The organism is Cryptosporangium sp. NPDC051539, assembly GCF_044454545.1.
In the GTDB taxonomy this organism is placed as follows: domain Bacteria; phylum Actinomycetota; class Actinomycetes; order Mycobacteriales; family Cryptosporangiaceae; genus Cryptosporangium.
Genome location: NZ_JBITDV010000003.1, coordinates 656,575 through 671,753 on the forward strand (window position 1 = coordinate 656,575; position 15,179 = coordinate 671,753).

The following is a 15,179-nucleotide window of genomic DNA, read 5'->3' on the forward strand; positions in this document are numbered from 1 at the left end:
GGCGCCTCGACGTACAGGCACCGGAGCCGGCCTCGGCGTTGACCGATCAGAGCGGGCGTTCGCCGCCGGGAGTGCTGCTCGCGGCGTCCTCCACCGCGCGCTGGGCCTCACGGGCCGCGGCCTCTGCAGCGGCCTCGGCCGCGGCGGTCTGCTCCGGGGTCGCGATCGGCGGCGCCGGCTTCGACCCGTTCCCGGAGGGAGCGGGAGCGGCGGCGGTCGTCGCGCCCGGCACGAACGCCTTCCCGAAGCCCTCGAGCGCCTTGTTCAGCTCGGCCGGCACGATCCAGACCTTGTTGGCGCTGCCCTGGGCGATCTGCGGCAGCATCTGCAGGTACTGGTAGGAGAGCAGTTTCTCGTCCGGGTTACCGGCGTGGATCGCCGCGAACACGGTCTCGATCGCCCGCGCCTGGCCCTCGGCCTGCAGGACCCGCGCCTCCCGGTCGCCCTGCGCCCGCAGGATCGCGGACTGCTTCTCACCCTCGGCGGTCAGGATCTGCGACTGCTTGGTGCCTTCCGCGGTGAGGATCGCGGCCCGCCGGTCACGCTCGGCGCGCATCTGCTTCTCCATCGAATCCTGGATCGAGTGCGGCGGGTCGATCGCCTTGAGCTCGACCCGGTTGACCCGGATGCCCCATTTGCCGGTTGCTTCGTCGAGCACCCCACGCAGCTGACCGTTGATCTGGTCGCGGCTGGTCAGCGTCTCTTCCAGGTTCAGGCCACCGATGACGTTCCGCAGCGTGGTGACCGTGAGCTGCTCGATCGCCTGGATGTAGTTCGCGATCTCGTAGGTGGCCGCCCGCGGGTCGGTGACCTGGAAGTAGATGACCGTGTCGATGCTCACCACGAGGTTGTCTTCGGTGATCACCGGCTGCGGCGGGAACGAGACGACCTGCTCGCGAAGGTCGATCAGCGGCCGCACCTTGTCGATGAACGGCACGACGACGGTCAAACCGGGCGTGAGCGTCCGGCTGTAGCGGCCGAGTCGTTCGACGACGGCCGCCCGGGCCTGCGGAATGATCCGCACCGAGCGGACCAGCACGAACAGGACCACCAGGATGATGACTGCAACGACTATCAGGACTGCGGCGTCCATCAGGGCACCCTCCAGACGAGCGCGGTCGCGCCCTTGACTTCCACAACCTGGACGGTCTGGCCAGGCTCGATCACTTGGGTGCTGTCATACGCACGCGCGGTCCACTGCTCGCCACCGATCTTCACCAGGCCGTGATGCTCGTCGACCTGCTGCAGGACCAGCGCGTCCGAACCGCGCACCGCGTCGATACCGTGCTTGACCGGATCCCTCGCGATCTCCAGCCGACGTTTGGCCAGCGGCCGGACCGCGGCCAGCGAACCGACCGACACCAGCGCGAACACCAGCGCCTGTATCAGCAGCGGGGCACCGGCACCCGCCGCGATGGCGCCCGCCAGCGCACCGCTGGCGAACATGATCAGCACGAGGTCGAGAGAGAACATCTCGGCGACGAGCAGACCGACAGCGACGATCAGCCAAATCACCCAGGAGCTCACCTACAAAGCTTCCCACGCGAACGCACGTACCGCCCGTGCGCACAGGACACGCCTCGGTTACGGGCCGTCCGACCCATAAACGTCGGCCGTGACGTGATCGATGAGCCGTTCCACGGCCCCCAGGAGCTCGGTCTCCAGGTCCGCGTAGCTGTTCACGCCGCGCTGCACCCGCCGCCACATCTCCCGCGGGTCGGCGACGCCGAGCGCGTCGCACACCCCCTGCTTCCAGTCCACACCCTTGGGGACGCTCGGCCACGCGGCGATGCCCACCGACTCCGGCTTCACCGCCTGCCAGATGTCGACGAACGGGTGGCCGGTGACGAGCACGTGCGGCGAACCGACCTCGGCGACGATCCGGCTCTCTTTGCTGCCGGGCACCAGGTGGTCGACGAGGACGCCGAGTCTGCGGCGGGGACCGGGACCGAACTCGCGGATCAGCGCGGGCAGGTCGTCGACCCCGTGCAGCGGCTCGACGACGACTCCCTCGATCCGCAGGTCCTCACCCCAGACCCGCTCGACGAGTGCGGCGTCGTGCACACCCTCGACGTAGATGCGGCTGGCCTTCGCGACCCTGGCCTTGACGCCGCTGACGGCGACCGACCCGGACGCGGTCCGCTGGGCGATCGGCGGCGCGCTCGACGTCGGGCGGGTGAGCGTCACGACCTCACCGTCGATCAGGAAGGCGGCCGGGGCCAGCGGGAACATCCGCCGGTTGCCGAACCGGTCTTCCAGAGTGACGGCATCCTTCGCGCACGTGATCACCGCACCGCAGAAGCCCGAGCCGGCCTCTTCCACGACCAGGTCGGGCTCGGCCTCGACGGTCGGGATCGTGCGGCGCTTGCGCCAGTCGCCGGCGAGAACGTCTTGTCGGTAGTCCTTGCTGCGCACGGCCCGCACCGTAGCCGAGCGCGCCCGCCACGCGACGGAGGCACGCCGGGAACGTACGGACGATCCACTCCGGACATGGGTGATCCCCGCGCGGGAAGAACCGCGCGGGGATCGTCGTGAAGGGGGTTGACGGGGGCCCGTGTCCTGACGGGCGGCTACGCCGGACCGTCAGGACACGCTTTATCCGAAGATGCTGTAACCACCGGGGCCGACGAGCAGGCCGACGATGATCAGGACGATGCCCCACAGGAGGTCGCCCCGGACAATGCGGAAGATTCCTAAAATAACGAGAATCGCCGCGACGATGGTAAGCAGGATGCCGATCATGACGGGTTGGTAGCCGGTACCCGCGGCCTCTAAACCGGACCCACGTCACGCTTACAAGACGCTGATCGGGGGCATCTACACCGATCGGCCAACCGGCTGCCCGATAGTCTCGGAAACGTGCGATCCCACCCATCCGGCCAGCAGATTCCGGCCCTTCCCGGGCACCGCAGCGCGGCGCTCGCCGCTTGGACCCGGGCGTGGCGCGCGGGACTGGTCTCGTTCGACGAGGTGCTCGACGAGACGACCGGCGGCGAAGACCACCTGGTGCTCCACCCCGACGGCACCGAGGAGTCGCTGGCGTCGGCGTTGACCGCGGCGTCGCGGCTGGCCCCGGACGTCATCCGGGTCGTCCTGCCGGCCGCGGGCGACCCGCGCGGGTTGCCCGGGCCGGGGCCGTTCAGCGCGGCGGCGCTGGTGGTGGGCGAGGGCGTCGTCCTCGGCGGCGCGTTCGGGCTGGTGCCCGAGGAGGAGGCCGCGCCCGGGCCCGGGGTGCCGCTCGACGCGGCCGACCGCTGGGCCGGGACGCGGTGGCACGCCCATCCGCTGCCCGAGGCGCCGGTGCCGCCGGAGCCGCTGACGCTCGCCGAGGCCGACCACGACCTCACGATCGCGATGACCGAGTCGATCGGGGCGCTGCGCCGGCTGGACGTGGCCCGGTTGCCGCCGGAGCTGGCGCGCGGGCTGACGGCGCTGCGCGGCGAGGACGGCACCGGGCCGGAGCTGCCGGTCGGCTACGGCCCGCGGGCCCGGCGGCTGTCGGCCCGTGCGACCACGATCGCCGGCGTGCTGGCCCTGGCGTCCGCGGACAGTTCCGGCGCCGCCGTGAACGCCTACGAGACCGGTGCGCGGGACGCCGCGCTGCGGCCGCTGGCCGCCGCCGCTCGCCGGGCCCGCGCGGCGGCGATCAACTCCCCGCTGGAGTAGTCGGGCGCCGCTTCGGGGCGGGGCAGCAACCGGCGAGGCACGAGGGGCCGCTCGCGTCCCACGGAGCCAGCCGGCGCCCGCTCGAGGAGGCGTGGAGACGCTCCTCCACCAGCTCCCGGATCATGCTCACGAAACGCGGATCGGTGCCGGGCGTCGCGGCCCTGGCGAACCCGAGGCCCACCTCGGCCGCGGTCTGCCGGGCCTCGTTGTCGAGGTCCCACACGACCTCGAGATGGTCGCTCACGAACCCGATCGGGCTGACCACCACGTCGGTCACGCCGTCCTTGGCGAGTGCACGCAGGTGGTCGTTCACGTCCGGCTCGAGCCACGGCACCTGCGGCGGCCCGCTCCGCGACTGCCAGACCAGGTCCCACCCCAGATCCGGCGCGGCTGCGGCCGAGACCAGCCCGGCCACCGTCCGCAACTGGGCGCTGTAGAGCCCGCCGTCCGGCCCGCTCGTCGCGTCCATCGACGCCGGGATGCTGTGCGCGGTGAACACGATCCGGGTGGTCGCCCGGCGCTCGGACCCGAGCGCTGCCGCCACCGCGTCGGCGTGCGGCTGCACGAACCCGGGGTGGTCGTAGAAGTGCCGGAGCTTCTCGACGACCGGCGCGTCCGCACCGACCTCGTCGCGCGCGGCCACGACGTCGTCCCGGTACTGGCGGCAGGACGAGTACGACGAGTACGCCGACGTCGCGAACCCCAGCACCCGGCGCACCCCGTCGGCGCGCATCCGGCGCAGCGTGTCGGCGAGCATCGGGTGCCAGTTGCGGTTGCCCCAGTACAGCGGCAGGCCGACTCCGTGCGCGTCGAACTCGGTCCGCAGCGCGGCCAGCAGCTCACGATTCTGCTGGTTGATCGGCGAGACCCCGCCGAAGTGCTGGTAGTGCTCGGCGACTTCGGCCAGCCGGGCCGCTGGTACGCCCCGCCCGCGCACGACGTTCTCCAGGAACGGCATCACGTCGTCGGGCCCTTCCGGGCCACCGAAAGACAGCAGGAGCACCGCGTCGTAGGAACCGATCACGGTTCGATCCTGCCATCTCCGGCGGCCCGGAGCGCGTCGAGCCCGCGCCGCACCGCGTGGAGGCGACCGCCGACGTGGACCGTCCCTCACGGGAACCGGTCGGGCGTCAGGCACCCACCGCGTGGAAACCGCCGTCGACGTGGACCATCTCCCCGGTGGTGGCCGGGAACCAGTCCGACATCAGGGCGGCGCAGCCGCGGGCCGCGGCCTCCTGGTCGTTGAGGTCCCAGCCGAGCGGTGCGCGCGGGCCCCAGGTCTCCTCGAACTGGCTGAAGCCCGGGATGCTCTTGGCCGCCATCGTCCGCAGCGGGCCGGCCGCCACCAGGTTGACGCGGATCTTCCGCGGGCCGAGTTCACGGGCCAGGTACCGGTTCGCGGACTCCAGACCGGCCTTGGCGACGCCCATCCAGTTGTAGGCCGGCCAGGCCTGAGTGGCATCGAACGTCAGCCCGACGATCGCGCCACCGGACTCCGGGAACAGCGGCAGCGTCGCCTCGGCCAGCGCCTTGTACGAGTACGTCGACGCGTGCAGCGCGACCGAGACGTCCTCCCAGGGCGCGTCCATGAACGGGGCACCGAGGCAGCTGGCCGGCGCGAACCCGATCGAGTGCAGGACGGCGTCGAGCCCGTCGACGTGCTCGCGGACCCGGCCTTCCAGCGCGGCCAGGTCTTCGGTGCTGGTCACGTCCAGCGGGATCACCGGCACCGGCTCGGGCAGCCGCTTCGAGATCCGCTCGACCAGCGACATCCGTCCGAATCCGGTGAGTACGACGGTCGCGCCCTGCTCCTGAGCGATGCGGGCCACCGAGAACGCGATCGACGCGTCGGTGATCACCCCCGTCACGAGGATGCGCTTACCTTCCAACAGACCGGACACCCGGCCCCCTTTCGGTGAGAGAACTCAGTGACCCATGCCCAGGCCGCCGTCGACCGGGATCACCGCACCGGTCACGTACGCGCCCGCGTCGGACGCGAGCCAGGTGACCACGCCCGCCACCTCGACCGGCTGCGCGTAGCGCTGCAACGGGACCTGGGCGAGGATCTCCTTCTGCCGCGCCTCGGACAGCTGGGCGGTCATGTCGGTCTCGACGAAACCCGGAGCGACGACGTTCGCGGTGATGTTGCGCGAGCCCAGCTCCCGGGCGATCGACCGGGCCATGCCGACGAGCCCGGCCTTGGACGCCGCGTAGTTCACCTGACCGGCCGACCCGGTCAGCCCGACGACCGACGAGATGAACACGATCCGGCCGAAACGCTTGCGCAGCATCTTCGACGACGCCCGCTTCGCGACCCGGTAGGCGCCGGTCAGGTTCGTGTCGACGACCCGGGTGAACTGGTCCTCCGACATCCGCAGCAGCAGCGTGTCGTCGGTGATACCGGCGTTGGCGACCAGCACCTCGACCGGGCCGTGCGCCTCTTCGACCGCGGCGAACGCGGCCTCGACCTGCTCGCCGTCGGTGATGTCACAGTGGACGCCGAACAGATCGTCGGGCGCGCCGGAGCCACGGTGGGTGATCGCGACCTGATCGCCCTGCGCCGCGAACGCTCTCGCGATGGCGAGCCCGATCCCTCGGTTACCACCCGTGACCAGAACGCTGCGCGACACCGTGCCTCCCACTGTGACCTTGTGTTTCGCCGAGGAGGCTACGGCATGTCAGGGCAGGCGGGACGTCCAGGCCAGGCTCATCGCCGCGCCGGCGAACCCGAAGAGCAGCGCGAAGCCGACGAACCACTGCGTGATCTCGCGGGGGGTGGTGCGGTAGCCGATCGAGCTGCCGAGGTCGCGGTAGACGTCCTTGAGCTGCTGGGCGGTCACCGCGGAGTAGAAGCGCCCGTCGGTCTGCTGCGCTATCGCCTGCAGCGCGTCGCGGTCGACCGGCACCGGGGTCCGGGTGCCGTTGAGGTCGACGATGCCCTCCTGGGTGCCGAACGCGATCGTCGAGACCGGGACCTTCGCGGTCGAGGCGGCCTTCGCGGCCTCCTCGTTCGGACGGCCGTAGGTGTTGTAGCCGTCGGAGAGCAGCACGATCCGGGCCGGTGGCGCTCCGCTCGCGCCGTCGGCCGGCACGGACTGGATGGCCTGCAGCGACGCGAAGATCGCCTCGCCGATCGCGGTCGACTCCTGCAGTTCGAGCCCGTCGATCGCCGAGGTGACCTGACTGTGGTCCTTGGTCGGTGAGACCACGACGGTGGCGCTCTTGGCGAACGAGACCAGCGAGAGGTTGTAGCTCTCCGGGAGTTCCTCGACGAACTGCTTGGCCGCGGCTTTCGCCGCCGTGATCCGGTCGGGGTCGACGTCGGTCGCCTGCATCGAGAGCGAGACGTCGAGCGCGAGGACGATCGTCGCGCGCTCGAGCGGCTGCTTGACGTCGGTCGACGGCTTGGCCATCCCCAGAGTCAGGATCGCCAGGCAGAGCAGGAACGCGGTGGCGGCCAGGTGCCGCCGCCAGCCCGGTGCCTTCGGCGCCACCGACTTGAGCAGCGCGACGTTCGTGAAGCGGACCGCGTAGGTGCGGCGGTGCAGCTGGACCCAGACGTACGCCGCGGCCAGCAGCGCGACCGCGACCAGCAGGAGCAGCCACCAGGGGCTCAGGAAACGGATCATCGGGTGGTCCCTCTGCTTCGCCCGCGCCGCTGCGCGGCCACGAACCGAACGATGTCGAGTAGCCAGTCGGAGTCGGTGGAGAGCCGCAGGTGCCCGGCACCGGCCCGGCGCAGCGCGCCGCCGATCGCCGCTCGCTGGGAGGCGGCGGCCCGGGCGTAGGCGTTGCGCACCTTGGCGTCGGTCGACACCTCGTGCACGGCACCGCTCTCCGGGTCGACGACCGTGAGCACGCCGACGGCGGGAAGTTCGAGCTCACGCGGGTCGACGATCTCGATCGCCAGTACGTCGTGGCGCACCGCGAGCTTGCGCAACGGACGTTCCCAGGCCGGTTCGGCGTCGCCGCCCTCGGCCCGGACGATGTCGTCGGTGAGGAAGTCGGAGATGACGACGGCCTGGCCGCGGCGGCGCGGCGGCCGGTTGAGCGCGTCGATCGCCTCGGCCAGGTAGCCCGCGTGCGCGTCCGTGCCGCCGGCCGGGGCCCGGGGCGTCAGCATGACCCGGCGCAGCAGGCCGAGCGCGTTGTTGCGGCCGGGGCGCGCGGCCAGCCGGGTCAGCGTCTCGCCGTTCGTCACGACCGCGCCGACCCGGTTGCCGCCGCGGACCGTGAGGTGCCCGACCGCGGACGCGGCGGCGATCGCCAGGTCACGCTTCTCGCACCGGGCGGTGCCGAAGTCGAGGCTGGCCGAGAGGTCGACGCAGAGCCAGGTCTCGAGCTCGCGGTCGGCGATCGTCTGCCGGACGTGCGGAACCGTGGTGCGGGCGGTGACCGGCCAGTCCATCCGGCGGACGTCGTCGCCGGGGCGGTACTCGCGGCTCTCGCCCGCCTCGGAGCCGGGACCGGGCAGCAGGCCGAGGTAGTCGCCTTGGAGCAGGCCGTCCAGCTTGCGGGTGATCGTCAGCTGGAGGCGCTTGAGCACGGCCTCGGCCGCGGCGGTCTCGGCGGCGAGGTCGGCGACCGGTGTCGCAGCGCCCTCCGCCGGAGCCGACCGCCGGGCGAGCCGAATCACGCCGGCCGCTCCCCACCGGCATTACCCGGCACCGGCCAGCCGCCGGTCTGGCCCGGACCCGGCTGACCCGAACCCGGATGGCCCGGCTGGCCCAGACCCGGATGGCCGGCTCCCGGCGGAGCCGCGAAAGCGGTCTGGGACGCGGGGTAGGCGGGGCCGCCGGAGCCGGGGACGGACGACACCGGCCGGGCGTCCGCGTGCTGGCGGGGCGAGACCGTGGGCAGCGGGATCGTCTCCAGGACGCGCTGCACGATGTGCTCCGGCGGAACGCCGTCGGCGATCGCGTCGTAGGAGAGCACCAGCCGGTGCCGGAGGATGTCGGGCGCCAGATCGACGACGTCCTGCGGGAGCGCGTAGTCGCGGCCGCGCATCAGCGCGAGCGCCCGGGTCGCGGCGACCAGGCCGAGCGACGCCCGCGGCGACGCGCCGTACGAGATCCACCCGGCGACGTCCGACAGCCCGTGCTCGGCCGGCGTACGGGTCGCGAGCACCAGCCGCACCGCGTAGTCGACCAGCGCGTTGTGCACGAACACGTTGTCGGCGGTGGTCTGCAGCCGGAGCAGTTCCTCCGGGCTGAGCACGGTCTCGGCCTCCGGCGGGTTGACGCCCATCCGGTAGACGATCTCGCGCTCCTCCAAGTCGGTGGGGTAACCGACGACGACCTTCATCAGGAACCGGTCGCGCTGGGCCTCGGGCAGCGGGTACACACCCTCCTGCTCGATCGGGTTCTGCGTGGCCAAGGTGAGGAACGGGGTCGGCAGCTTGTAGGTCTGCCCGCCGATCGACACCTGGCGCTCGGCCATCACCTCGAGCAGCGCGGACTGGGCCTTGGCCGGCGCCCGGTTGATCTCGTCGGCGAGCAGGAAGTTCGCGAAGACCGGGCCGAGCTCGACGTCGAAGCCCTCGATGCTGGGCTTGTAGATCCGGGTGCCGAGGATGTCGGCCGGTACCAGGTCGGGCGTGAACTGGATGCGGGCGAACGTGCCTCCGACGACCCGGGCGAGCGTCTCCACCGCGAGGGTCTTGGCCACACCCGGGACGCCTTCGAGCAGGCAGTGACCGCGGGCGAGCAGACAGACGAGCATCCGCTCGACCATCCGGTCCTGCCCGACGATCACCCGCTTGACCTCGAACAGCGTGCGCTCGAGCTGGGACGCGTCCTCCGCAGGCGTGTGCTGCTCAGCCACCGATCTCCTCCGCGAGATGAATTCGACTCCGAGCCATGACGGCTACCACTCTGCCAGGCGAAAGCGACTAACCGCTCGGCGCGGATCCTGTGCGTATCACCAGTGCCGGCGGCCGATCGTGAATGAATTTCGGATCTGGACAGTGGCTGCACATCCCGGTGTAAGATTCGGACGACGTCAGGCGGCTTCCCCCGTGGTCGCCTGGCGTCGTTTTCTGTCTGGGAGACGAACGTGACCGAGCCGTACGCGATCTGCTCGGCCAAGGGTTGCCGGCAGCCGGCCGAGTTCCTGGTCCAGTGGCGCAACCCCAGGCTGCACACCGGCGATCGGCGCAAGACCTGGGCCGCGTGTGCCGAGCACCGCGAGCACTTGGCGAACTTCCTGGACCTGCGGGGGTTCCTGCTGGCGGTGGAGCCGGTCGAGGCGTAGCGCCGGTACGCCGGATGCGCGGCCTACTAGTCTATTTGTTATGGCTGATAACGCGGCGCTCTGGCCGGAAGAAGCGCCGTGGCAGCCGGTCTCGCCCCGTCTGGCCTGGGTGCGGCGCGGCGGGCTGCTGCTGATCCTGATTCCGGTGGCGATCGCCGCCGCGGTGACCGGGATCTGGACGGACGTGTCCTGGTTGCCGTGGGCGATCGCGATACCCGGCCTGGTTTTCGTCGGGTGGGGCCTGGCCGTGGTGACGCGCAGCGTGCGCTCCTGGGGCTACGCCGAACGGGCCGACGACCTGCTGGTGCGGCACGGGATCCTGGTGCGGCGGCTGTCGGTGGTGCCGTACGGGCGGATGCAGTACGTCGACGTCAAGGCCGGTCCGCTGGAGCGGGCGCTCGGCATCGCGACCGTGCAACTGCACACCGCCGCGGCGGCGTCGGACGCGGCGATCCCGGGGCTGCCGACCGTCGAGGCGGCCCGGCTGCGCGACCGGCTCGCGACGCTGGGCGAGGCCAGGGCGGCCGGCCTGTGAGCGAGCATCCCGCCGAGCCGGCGGTCGGCATCACCGACCAGCCGTTCCGGCGGTTGCATCCGGCCAGCCCGCTGATCCGCGGGGCCCGGGGCATCGGCGTCGTCATCTCGCTGGTCTCGTACCAGGCCTGGGGCTCGGCCGGCTGGCGCGCGGTCGCGATCGTCGCCGCGGTCATCGTGCTCGGCTGGTTCGTCATGGCCTGGATCTCCTGGCGTTTCACCGGCTTCCGCGTCGCCGACCGCGAACTGCACATCCGGGACGGCGTCCTGGCCCGGCGTCAGCGCACGATCCCGCTGGAACGCGTCCAGGCCGTGGACGTCGTGCGGCCCGCGCTCGCCCGCCTGTTCGGGCTGGCCGAGGTACGGATGGAGGTCGTCGGCGGCGGCAAGGACGCCGAGGCGCCGCTCGCGTACCTCACGGTCGCCGAGGCCGAGCGGCTCCGCGTCCACCTGCTGAGCCTCGCCGCCGATGCCGGCGCGGCGGTCCCGCCCTCGTCGGCACCGGCCGATGCCGACGTCGCCGAGGACGCACCGGCACCGGTCACCGCCGCGGTCGGGGGGCTGTTCCGGGTCGATCCGAAGCTGCTCATCTTCTCGCAGCTGCTCACGATCAACACGCTCGCGGCGCCGTTCCTGCTGGTCTTCCCGATCATGGAGTTCACCGGCGAAGACCCCTCGACCGCGACCGTCTTCACGTTCGTCTCCGGCATCGTCGGGCTGATCCAGGTGCCGGTCCGGCGGCTGCTCGGCGAATGGGGCTTCACCGTGGGGCGCGACGCCGACGGGCTGCGCGTCCACCGCGGGATGCTCGACGTGCGGAACCAGACGATCCCGATCTCGCGGATCCAGGCGGTCCGGATCCGGCAGCCGCTGCTCTGGCGTCCGTTCGGGTGGGTGCGGATCGAGATCGACGTCGCCGGGTACGGCGCCGGGGGCCAGCAGGAGAACGGCCGGAGCGCGCTCGTCCCGGTCGCGCCCGCCGCCGAGGCGTTCCGGGTACTGCACGCGGTGCTGCCCGCGGTGCCCGAGGCCGGTCCGGACGCGATCGGGCTGCTCCCGGCGCCGCCGCGGGCCCGGCGGCGCGCACCGTTCCAGTTCCGCCGGCTCGCGTACGCGGTCACCGAGACCGCGCTGGTGACGCGCGGCGGCTGGCTCACCGCCCGGCACGACGTGGCGCTGTACGCCCGCGCGCAGAGCGTCCGGATCTCCCAGGGGCCCTGGCAGCGGTCGCTCGGGCTGGCGTCGGTGCACCTCGACCCGGCGGGCGGGCACACGACCCCGACCGTCCAGCACCAGGAGACCGCCACGGCCGCGCTGATCGCCGCCGACCTGGTCGACCGGGCCCGCGCCCACCGCGCCCAGCTAGGCGTCACCGAAACCCCGGCCGAAGAACCCGCGCCCGCTCCGGCCCGCGAGGCCGTCCCGGACGGGGCTCAGTCGACGGCGGGGGTTCGCCGGGAGGCGTCCGAGGAGTCCGAGGCGTCGGAAGGCGTGCGCGGAGCCTGAGCCACCGCGGGCTCCCCCGCCTCCGCCTCGGCGGGCGCGGTCTCGCGCAGGAAGGACTCGGCGGCTTCGCCGACCTGGCGGCCGGTGCGCCGGGCCCACCAGCGCTCCCCCAGCCAGACGAACAGGTAGACGGCCCCGACGTAGGCGTAGCCGACGATCGCGTCGATCACGTAGTGCTCGCCGGTGTAGACGAGCGTCGCCGACATCAGCAGCGGATAGGCGAGCAGCAGCGGGATCCACCGCTTCCGCACCTTGAACAGGAAGAACGCCACCGCGCTCATCGCGAACGCCGAGTGCAGCGACGGCATCGCGGCCACCGGGTTGGCCATCGACTGACCCACCGCGAGCAGCTTCGATCCGCCGTGCAGGCCGATCGCCTCCCACCCGCGCCCGGACATCCGCATCACGTGCTCGGCGATGTACCCGTGCTCGGACGCCCACCACGGCGGCGCCGCCGGATACAGGAAGTACGTCGCCAGGCCGAGCGCGGTCAGCGTGAACCAGCGGCGCATGAACGCCGCCCACAGCGGCCGGCTCCGGAACCAGAGCACGGCCGCGATCGTCAGGCTCACCACGAAGTGCGAGAAGTACACGAACGACGCGAGCACGTCGTACCAGTGGACGTGGGCCGCGTCGTACAGGTGGTCTTGCACCCACGTCGTCGGCAGCGTGCCGCCGAACAGCCACTCGTCGGCGTGGATCATCTCGGTGACGTGCGGCGCGACGTCGTTGTCGGCCAGGCCCCGGCTGAAGTCGTAGGCGACCAGCAAGAGGACGATCGGTACCCAGTCGCGTGCGAAGCCGAGGTGGTGGCGCCACGGCTGGTCGGGCCGGAACGCCATCGTCCCGAACCAGAGCCAGAGCGCGGCCAGCATCGGGTCGGTCGGCAGCCCGACGAAGTACCACCAGACCGCGAACGCGACCGCGAACAACGGAACCGTCACCCGGCGGCGAGCCAGCAGCGCCCGAAGACGATTCGGCGGTTCCGGGGCGGGTTGGGTAACGGTGTCCTCCACGATCACCCGGACGAGGGTACCCCCGTCGCCCTACCCGGCCGACGCCGCGCGGGGCGAACCACCGCCCACCAGGCCGGGCAGCACGTTGCCGATCGGCTCGGAGATCGTCGCGTCGGCGACCTCGTCGTACGGCGTGGGCTCGGCGTTCAGGATGACGACCTTCGCGCCCTGTTTCCTCGCGACGTCGACCAGACCGGCCACCGGCTGGACCGACAGCGACGTACCGATCGCGAGGAACAGGTCACAGTCCGCGGCCGCGGCCCTGGCCTTCGCGAAGACCTCGGGCACCAGCGGCTGTCCGAACGAGATCGTCCCCGCCTTGAGGATGCCGCCGCAGCGCAGGCAGGCCGGATCTTCGTCGCCGGCCGCGACCCGCTCGAGCGTGTCGGACATCGCGAACCGCGAGCCGCAGGAGAGGCACTCGACCTCGTACAGCGAGCCGTGCACCTCGATCACCAGGTCTTCGTTGGTGCCCGCGAGCTGGTGCAGCCCGTCGATGTTCTGGGTGATCACCGCGCGTAGACGGCCGGTCGCTTCCAGATCGACCAGTGCGTAGTGCGCGGCGTTCGGTCTCGCCGTCCAGGCGGCGTGGGCGCGGCGAATCTGCCATGCCTCTCGCCGGATGTCGGGATCGGAGACGTAATCCCGCAACGTGAAGAGGCGCTGAGCGCCCGGGTTACGTGTCCACACCCCATTAGGGCCACGGAAATCGGGAATGCCGCTATCGGTACTGATACCAGCGCCCGTCAATGCGGTTATCCGTTTTGCGTCCGCGATCCATCGCGCGACCGCCTGCCCGTCCCTCATGCGCACAAACGCTATGCGTACCAGCCGTCGAGTACCAGCCGTACGTGCGTGTCCGGTGGACGTCAGTCCCCGAATTTTCTCTCGGGTCGCTGCCGGGAGAGTACTCCCGGACGGTGAACGACCCCAGGAACCCGCGCGCGACCCGGCTCCCCCTAGGCTCAGCGGCATGTACTTGCCGCTCGGCTTGACCGGTTCCTCCGTACTGAGGGTGACCGACGCCGACACCGCGACGGCGCTCGGATCGGGTGACGTCCCGGTGCTCGCGACGCCGCGCGTGCTCGCGCTCGCCGAGGCCGCGACCGTCGACGCGATCCGTGAGGCGCTGCCGCCGGAGCTGACGACGGTCGGCGTCCGCGTCGAACTGGCGCACCGGTTGCCGACGCCGGTCGGCGCGGTCGCGACCGCCACCGCGGTCCTGGAGAAGGTGGACGGTCGGGCGCTGCGGTTCTCGGTGACGGTCCGGGACGGCGAGCAGCTCGTGGCGGACGGCATCGTCGAGCGCGCCGCGGTCGACCGGGAGCGGTTCCTGGCCCGTCTGAAGGAGGAGCGGTGACCGACTGGGTGGAGGTCGCAGATCGGGTGCTGCTCTGGCGGCAGCCGATTCTGGACGTCAACGCGGTGCTGGTGCTCGGCGACGACGGCGCGCTGGTGGTCGACACGCTCTCGACCCCGGGTCAGGCGCAGGAACTGGCCGACGCGGTCCGCCGCGTCACGCCGCTCGGCTGGCGGGTCGTGAACACCCACCACCACTTCGATCACTGCTTCGGCAACGCGGTGCTGGGCGCGGGCGCGGAGATCTGGGCCCACAGCGAGTGCGTCGCCCGGTTCGAGCGCTGGACCTCGTCCGACCAGGCCGCCGCCGCCCGCATCGCCGACATCGCCGCCGAGTACGCGATCGACGGCCTGGACACGGTGACGCTCCGCGCCCCGGACCGGGAGGTCCTGGGCGAGGCCACGCTCGACCTGGGCGGCCGGGTCGTCGAACTTCGGCACCTGGGCCGCGGGCACACCGACAACGACCTCGTCGTCGTGATCCCGGACGCCGCCGCGGTGCTCGCCGGCGACCTGGTCGAGAACGGCGCGGCGCCGTCGTTCGACGACTCGTGGCCACTGGAGTGGGCCGGCACGGTGGCCGCTCTGCTCGAGCTGCAGCCGGCCGTCGTCGTCCCGGGACACGGCGCGGCCATGACCCCCGAGCAGGCCAAGGCCCAGCACGCCGAGCTCGCGGCCCTGGAGTGGGCCGCGCGGCAGGGCTGGCACGGCCAGGCTCCCGTCGACGAGGTCACGACCCCGTTCGGTGAGACCGGACGGATCGCCGTCCGCCGCGCCTACGAGTTCCTCGACGGCCGGCTCTGATCCGGGGCTACGGCTCGTCGCCGTAGCCCCGGACTACGGCGA

Annotated in this window: 18 protein-coding genes; 6 read left to right on the top strand and 12 right to left on the bottom strand. The window is 71.8% G+C overall.

All coding sequences use genetic code 11. The features are described from left to right. Positions 1–46 precede the first annotated feature (46 nt). The 4 genes from ACIBZJ_RS13300 to ACIBZJ_RS13315 all read right to left on the bottom strand — a co-directional run bounded on the left by ACIBZJ_RS13300 (position 47) and on the right by ACIBZJ_RS13315 (position 2,742). On the bottom strand, positions 47–1,093 hold the full coding sequence (locus tag ACIBZJ_RS13300) for an SPFH domain-containing protein (protein ID WP_395928939.1): 1,047 nt from the start codon (positions 1,091–1,093) through the stop codon (positions 47–49). Beyond that, entirely contained in the window at positions 1,093–1,473 is a 381-nt protein-coding gene (locus ACIBZJ_RS13305; RefSeq protein ID WP_395929113.1) for an NfeD family protein, read from the bottom strand. The genes ACIBZJ_RS13300 and ACIBZJ_RS13305 overlap by 1 nt, the downstream gene beginning before the upstream one ends. Positions 1,474–1,584: 111 nt before the next feature. Continuing rightward, positions 1,585–2,415, bottom strand: a complete 831-nt coding sequence (locus ACIBZJ_RS13310; protein ID WP_395928941.1) for a DUF3097 domain-containing protein — start codon at positions 2,413–2,415, stop codon at positions 1,585–1,587. Positions 2,416–2,595: 180 nt separating this feature from the next. Further along, positions 2,596–2,742 (bottom strand): GPGG-motif small membrane protein, encoded by a 147-nt coding sequence (locus ACIBZJ_RS13315; protein ID WP_170324076.1) that lies wholly within the window; start codon positions 2,740–2,742, stop codon positions 2,596–2,598. Positions 2,743–2,859: 117 nt separating this feature from the next. Here ACIBZJ_RS13315 and ACIBZJ_RS13320 point away from each other — a divergent pair, with 117 nt between their 5' ends. Next, complete coding sequence (locus ACIBZJ_RS13320) at positions 2,860–3,666, top strand: hypothetical protein (RefSeq protein WP_395928943.1); 807 nt, start codon at positions 2,860–2,862, stop codon at positions 3,664–3,666. Here the strand turns inward: ACIBZJ_RS13320 and ACIBZJ_RS13325 are convergent. The 6 genes from ACIBZJ_RS13325 to ACIBZJ_RS13350 all read right to left on the bottom strand — a co-directional run bounded on the left by ACIBZJ_RS13325 (position 3,647) and on the right by ACIBZJ_RS13350 (position 9,489). Continuing rightward, positions 3,647–4,624 (bottom strand): ferrochelatase, encoded by a 978-nt coding sequence (locus tag ACIBZJ_RS13325; protein ID WP_395929116.1) that lies wholly within the window; start codon positions 4,622–4,624, stop codon positions 3,647–3,649. The two genes, ACIBZJ_RS13320 and ACIBZJ_RS13325, sit on opposite strands and share 20 nt — an antisense overlap. A gap of 172 nt (positions 4,625–4,796) precedes the next feature. After that, positions 4,797–5,567 (bottom strand): enoyl-ACP reductase FabI, encoded by a 771-nt coding sequence (fabI, locus tag ACIBZJ_RS13330; RefSeq protein WP_395928945.1) that lies wholly within the window; start codon positions 5,565–5,567, stop codon positions 4,797–4,799. A 24-nt stretch (positions 5,568–5,591) separates the two neighbouring features. Next, complete coding sequence (fabG, locus tag ACIBZJ_RS13335) at positions 5,592–6,296, bottom strand: 3-oxoacyl-ACP reductase FabG (RefSeq protein ID WP_395928947.1); 705 nt, start codon at positions 6,294–6,296, stop codon at positions 5,592–5,594. A 48-nt stretch (positions 6,297–6,344) separates the two neighbouring features. Beyond that, positions 6,345–7,295, bottom strand: coding sequence for a VWA domain-containing protein (locus ACIBZJ_RS13340; RefSeq protein WP_395928949.1), 951 nt, complete (start codon positions 7,293–7,295; stop codon positions 6,345–6,347). Next, entirely contained in the window at positions 7,292–8,302 is a 1,011-nt protein-coding gene (locus ACIBZJ_RS13345) for a DUF58 domain-containing protein (RefSeq protein ID WP_395928951.1), read from the bottom strand. Before ACIBZJ_RS13345 ends, ACIBZJ_RS13340 begins: the two co-directional genes overlap by 4 nt. Next, a complete protein-coding gene (locus ACIBZJ_RS13350) occupies positions 8,299–9,489 on the bottom strand; it encodes an AAA family ATPase (protein WP_395928953.1) in 1,191 nt (396 codons plus the stop codon). Before ACIBZJ_RS13350 ends, ACIBZJ_RS13345 begins: the two co-directional genes overlap by 4 nt. 231 nt (positions 9,490–9,720) lie before the next feature. Here ACIBZJ_RS13350 and ACIBZJ_RS13355 point away from each other — a divergent pair, with 231 nt between their 5' ends. From ACIBZJ_RS13355 to ACIBZJ_RS13365, 3 genes are read left to right on the top strand one after another with little or no spacing between them, the layout of a single operon-like run. Continuing rightward, complete coding sequence (locus ACIBZJ_RS13355; RefSeq protein ID WP_395928955.1) at positions 9,721–9,918, top strand: hypothetical protein; 198 nt, start codon at positions 9,721–9,723, stop codon at positions 9,916–9,918. A gap of 40 nt (positions 9,919–9,958) precedes the next feature. Continuing rightward, positions 9,959–10,453: a PH domain-containing protein gene (locus ACIBZJ_RS13360; RefSeq protein WP_395928957.1), complete on the top strand. Its 495-nt coding sequence runs from the start codon at positions 9,959–9,961 to the stop codon at positions 10,451–10,453. Continuing rightward, positions 10,450–11,958, top strand: a complete 1,509-nt coding sequence (locus ACIBZJ_RS13365) for a PH domain-containing protein (protein ID WP_395928959.1) — start codon at positions 10,450–10,452, stop codon at positions 11,956–11,958. The genes ACIBZJ_RS13360 and ACIBZJ_RS13365 overlap by 4 nt, the downstream gene beginning before the upstream one ends. On the opposite strand, the gene ACIBZJ_RS13370 is transcribed toward ACIBZJ_RS13365, so the two are convergent. Together ACIBZJ_RS13370 and ACIBZJ_RS13375 are read right to left on the bottom strand one after the other, a co-directional pair. After that, complete coding sequence (locus tag ACIBZJ_RS13370; protein WP_395928961.1) at positions 11,886–12,980, bottom strand: phosphatase PAP2 family protein; 1,095 nt, start codon at positions 12,978–12,980, stop codon at positions 11,886–11,888. The genes ACIBZJ_RS13365 and ACIBZJ_RS13370 overlap by 73 nt on opposite strands. 24 nt (positions 12,981–13,004) lie before the next feature. Continuing rightward, the gene (locus ACIBZJ_RS13375) at positions 13,005–13,781 is read right to left on the bottom strand and encodes an SIR2 family NAD-dependent protein deacylase (protein ID WP_395928963.1); all 777 of its coding nucleotides are present in this window, start codon (positions 13,779–13,781) and stop codon (positions 13,005–13,007) included. Positions 13,782–13,947: 166 nt separating this feature from the next. Here ACIBZJ_RS13375 and ACIBZJ_RS13380 point away from each other — a divergent pair, with 166 nt between their 5' ends. Together ACIBZJ_RS13380 and ACIBZJ_RS13385 are read left to right on the top strand one after the other, a co-directional pair. Continuing rightward, positions 13,948–14,334, top strand: a complete 387-nt coding sequence (locus tag ACIBZJ_RS13380) for a thioesterase family protein (RefSeq protein WP_395928965.1) — start codon at positions 13,948–13,950, stop codon at positions 14,332–14,334. Continuing rightward, the gene (locus ACIBZJ_RS13385) at positions 14,331–15,137 is read left to right on the top strand and encodes an MBL fold metallo-hydrolase (RefSeq protein ID WP_395928967.1); all 807 of its coding nucleotides are present in this window, start codon (positions 14,331–14,333) and stop codon (positions 15,135–15,137) included. The genes ACIBZJ_RS13380 and ACIBZJ_RS13385 overlap by 4 nt, the downstream gene beginning before the upstream one ends. Positions 15,138–15,179 lie beyond the last annotated feature (42 nt).

Bases quoted from the DNA above. Each gene is read 5' to 3' on its own strand.
- ACIBZJ_RS13305 (WP_395929113.1), bottom strand. From the start codon at position 1,473: ATGTTCTCTCTCGACCTCGTGCTGATCATGTTCGCCAGCGGTGCGCTG.
- ACIBZJ_RS13340 (WP_395928949.1), bottom strand. From the start codon at position 7,295: ATGATCCGTTTCCTGAGCCCCTGGTGGCTGCTCCTGCTGGTCGCGGTC.
- ACIBZJ_RS13300 (WP_395928939.1), bottom strand. From the start codon at position 1,093: ATGGACGCCGCAGTCCTGATAGTCGTTGCAGTCATCATCCTGGTGGTC.
- ACIBZJ_RS13380 (WP_395928965.1), top strand. From the start codon at position 13,948: ATGTACTTGCCGCTCGGCTTGACCGGTTCCTCCGTACTGAGGGTGACC.
- ACIBZJ_RS13360 (WP_395928957.1), top strand. From the start codon at position 9,959: ATGGCTGATAACGCGGCGCTCTGGCCGGAAGAAGCGCCGTGGCAGCCG.
- ACIBZJ_RS13375 (WP_395928963.1), bottom strand. From the start codon at position 13,781: ATGAGGGACGGGCAGGCGGTCGCGCGATGGATCGCGGACGCAAAACGG.
- ACIBZJ_RS13315 (WP_170324076.1), bottom strand. From the start codon at position 2,742: ATGATCGGCATCCTGCTTACCATCGTCGCGGCGATTCTCGTTATTTTA.
- ACIBZJ_RS13325 (WP_395929116.1), bottom strand. From the start codon at position 4,624: ATGCCGTTCCTGGAGAACGTCGTGCGCGGGCGGGGCGTACCAGCGGCC.